At 70.8% G+C, this 3,895-nt stretch carries 2 protein-coding genes and 1 pseudogene; all 3 read right to left on the bottom strand.

Annotated elements, in window-relative coordinates:
- On the bottom strand, positions 1–2,747 hold a 2,747-nt coding region (locus AB0J39_RS38630; protein ID WP_363474048.1), incomplete at its 3' end, for an amino acid adenylation domain-containing protein.
- Positions 2,748–2,804: 57 nt separating this feature from the next.
- Entirely contained in the window at positions 2,805–3,521 is a 717-nt protein-coding gene (locus AB0J39_RS38625; protein ID WP_363474046.1) for a tryptophan 2,3-dioxygenase family protein, read from the bottom strand.
- A 3-nt stretch (positions 3,522–3,524) separates the two neighbouring features.
- Positions 3,525–3,895: pseudogene (locus AB0J39_RS38620) on the bottom strand (hypothetical protein); the annotation flags it as partial.

Raw genomic sequence — 3,895 nt, 5'->3', positions numbered from 1 at the left:
CGGGCGAGCACGGCCGCCTGCCCGACACCAGGATGCTCCAGCAACGCGGCCTCGACCTCACCCGGCTCGACCCGGAACCCCCGGATCTTCACCTGGTGATCGGCCCGCCCGACGTACTCGAGTTCGCCCTCGGAGTTCCAGCGGGCGAGGTCTCCGGTGCGGTACATGCGCGACCCCGGCGGACCGAACGGGTTGGCCACGAACCGCTCCGCCGTCAGTCCGGGCCGGCCGTGATACCCGGAGGCCACTCCCTCTCCGGCCACGTACAGCTCTCCCACCACGCCGGGCGGCACCGGTGCCAGACCAGGGCCCAGTACCCACATCCGCATGTTGCCGAGTGGCACTCCGATCGGGCTCGCTCCCGGCTCGTCGGGCTCGGCCGTCAGATGGAGGTACGTCACGTGCACGGTGGTCTCGGTGATGCCGTACATGTTCACCAGTGCGGGAGCGTTCGGCAGATCATCCGGATACCAGCCGCGGAGCCGGCCCGGGTCCAGCGCCTCACCCGCGAAGACGACCACGCGCAGTGCCGCGTCCGCGCGGGTCTCGGCCCGGTGCGCCGCGGACAGCTCGTAGAAGGCCGACGGCGTCTGGACCAGGGAGGTCACGCCCTCGGCGATCAGCAGTCGCCACAGGGCGGCCGGTGAACGCACCACGTCCCATGGCACCACCACCACGCGGCCGCCGTACATCAGCGCCCCGCAGAGCTCCCAGATGGACAGGTCGAAGGCCTGTGAATGACACCAGGCCCAGACGTCGCCGGGGCCGAAGCCGAACCAGTGGTCCGTGCCGCTGAACAGCGACACGACGTTGCGGTGAGTGACGGCGACGCCCTTCGGCGTCCCCGTCGAGCCGGAGGTGTACATCAGGTACGCCACGTGCTGCGGCAGCGACGGGCTCACGCGGTCCGCGTCGCACAGGTCGTGATCGGGCCCTCCGTCAAGCCCGTCACCGAGCAGGTCGCCGACGAGAAGCCGGGGGACGTCGGTATGCGGGAGGACCGCCGCGGTGGCCACGTCGGTGACGATCATTTGTGGCCGGGCGTCGGACAGCACGAACTCCACCCGCCGGCTGGAGTGCTCCGGATCGAGCGGCAGGTATACGGCCCCGGCCTTCCACACGCCCAGCATCGCCACCACCAGGTCGGCCGACCGGGGCAACGCCACCGCCACCGACGTCCAGGGGCCCACGCCGTGCGCGACAAGAGCCCGTGCGAGCCGGTTCGCCCGCGCGTTCACCTGCCGGTACGTCAGTGATTCGTCGCCGCACACGACGGCGACCGCGTCCGGAGTCGCCCTCGCGTGCCGCTCGAACGCCTCCGGTATCGTCACCGGCGGCACCGGCGCCGCCGTGTCGTTGAACTCACGCAGGAGCCGGTCGCGCTCCGCGCTCGTCAGCACCTCCGCCGCGCCCACCGGCTCCTGCGGACGGGCCGTCAACGCGCGGACGTAGGCGACCAGTTGCTCGGCGAAGCGCGCGGCGTCGGCGCTGCCGTACTGCGCGCCGGGAGCGTCGACGCGGACGTACAGGTCGCTGTCGTCGCGGCCGTCGTAGTACGTCGAGATCGTCAGCTCGGTCACCGCTCCGAACGATCCGCCGACGAAGCAGGCGGGGCTGCCCGCGAAGTCCAGCCCTTCGATGAAGGGGACGACGGTGAGGATGACCCCGAACGGGCTGCGTACGGAGCCTGCCAGCCCCACGGCCCGCTGGATCTGCGAGACCTGGAGCGTGGCGTGCCGGAAGACGGCGTGCCTGGCGTCGGTCGCCGCCTCGGCGACCTGGGCGAAGCTCGACGCGACCGGGACCTTCACCCGGATGGGCACGATGTTCGACATCAGCCCGGGGCTGTTCCTCTCGCCGCCGAGACGGGAGTTGACGGTCACGGAGAACAGCGGCTCCGGCAGATCGCACACGTGGCGGAGGAACACCGCCGTCGCGGCGGTCAGCAGGGCCGGCATCGTCACGCCGATCGACTCCGCCGCCCGCGTCCACTCGTCGGCCTCGGCCCTCGGCACGGTGACGGTGCGGCTCACCACGCCGATCGACTCCGCGACGTCGTCCCACACCGCCGTAGGCTCGCACGCGCCGCGCCCCGTCCCGGCGACGTCCGTCCGAGCGGTGGGCAACCGCGCCGGCTGGGGTTCGCCGGCCAGATAGTCCCGCCAGAACCGCAGGTCCCTGGCGAATCGAGGGGACTCCTGGTAGCGGACGTCCTTGTCGAGGGCGTGCGCCGGATCGGCGTACGAGCACGGTGGCACGGGATCGGCGTTCTTCAGGGCCGTGTAGACCTCGGCGACCCGCTGCGAAGTGATCGCCATGAGGCCGAACGCGTCGGTCAGGATGTGATGGAAGATCACCGCCACGATGGACCGGGACTCGCCCAGACGGACGAGTCCCGCCCGGAACAGGGCGTCGTGGGCCAGGTCGAAGGGACGTCCCACCAGCTCTTTCACCAGGGCGCGCCCGGCGGTCTCCGGGTCGGCCTCGCCGCTGACGTCGGCGTGGAACGGCTCCCATCCATCGAGGTCACGCGTGACCTGCCGCACCGCTCCGTCCTCGTCCTGCCGGAAGTTGACCAGAACGGTGCCGGTCTCGCCGAACACCGTCCTTAGTGCCGCGGCGAGGACGTCGGCGTCGACCTCGCCCCGGACCTCCCACAGAACGGCGACGTTGTTGGAAACCTCGGGCGAAAGCGTCTGCGCGAGCCACATGGCCTGCTGTGCCGACGACAGACCGGAAGAAGGCACCTCGATCATCCTTTGCGTCTCAGTCACTACTCGTGGATCGCGTGGCGGTCGCGCGGGTCAGGCTTCGCGGGCCGGGGCGAGATCGTCGTGGACCTCTCCTCGGAGCCGTCGCAGTTCGGGGAAGGGCATGGAGGTCCGCCGCACGAGGTGGGCCACCCCGCTCGTCCCGCCCGTTCCCGGCAGGTCGCCCAACATCCTGGACAGCAGGCTCAGGTGCGCGATCTTCCACCGCCAGTAGCCGTTGCCGACGTCCAGCAGCGACTCGGCGATGCGGTGGTAGACCCCGGCGCGGGTGCCGGAGCGACAGACCTCGGTGACGGACAGGCCGTTGTGCGCGATCGCGGCGCGGAACGCCTCGTACAGCCGGCCGGGCCGCCGGTCGTCGCCCAGCAGATCCGTGACCGTCCGGAACTGCGACGACTGCGCTCCGCTCGCGGTCTCCAGGTACGGCCGGAACTCGGCGAAGTGCCGCAGCGGCAGCCTCTCCAGCGCGACGAGCTGGTCGTGGAGGACCCGGAGCAGTTCGCTCACCCGCTGCAGGATCTCGGCGCTCAACTCGCCGTCGATCGCGCCCGTCACCGGTGAGAGGGCGTCGGCCGCGGCGGCGAGGTCCACGACGACCTGCTTGAACCAGAGCTCACACGACTGGTGCGCGACGATGAAGAGGTGCTCGGCCAGCACGAGAGCGGGATCCGCCGTGTCGGGTGCGTGCGGCACCTGGAGGGAGAGGAGGGTGTCCAGGTGCAGATAATCCGAATAGGTCAAGGCGGCCATACGTCACTCCGCAGTGCAGTCGTGGACGAAATCGATCAGCTTCCGCACGCCGGCGTCGAGTGAGACAGGGTCGACGCACAACGCGATTCGGACCAGGCGCCGGGACCACGGTGCGAACTCGGCCGACCGGATACTCCCGGCCTCGTCGACTTCGGGATGCCAGGCGAACGCGGTTCCCGGCACGACGGCGACACCCGCGGTGTCCAGCAACCGGGCGGTGAACGTCTCGGCGTCCATTCCGGTGCGTCCGATGTCCAGGAGTGCGTACCATCCGCCGGCCGGCGGCCCGTGCAGCAGTTCGGCCTCGGCGAGCGGCGGCAGCGCGATGTTCCGGTTGTGCGCCACCAGCTCGTGGTTCCTCCCGGCGATGGCGG

This window comes from Microbispora sp. NPDC049633 (genome assembly GCF_040675265.1).
GTDB lineage: Bacteria > Actinomycetota > Actinomycetes > Streptosporangiales > Streptosporangiaceae > Microbispora > Microbispora maris.
Note: the sequence above shows the minus strand (reverse complement) of the source record. Positions and strands in the feature narration are given on the sequence as shown.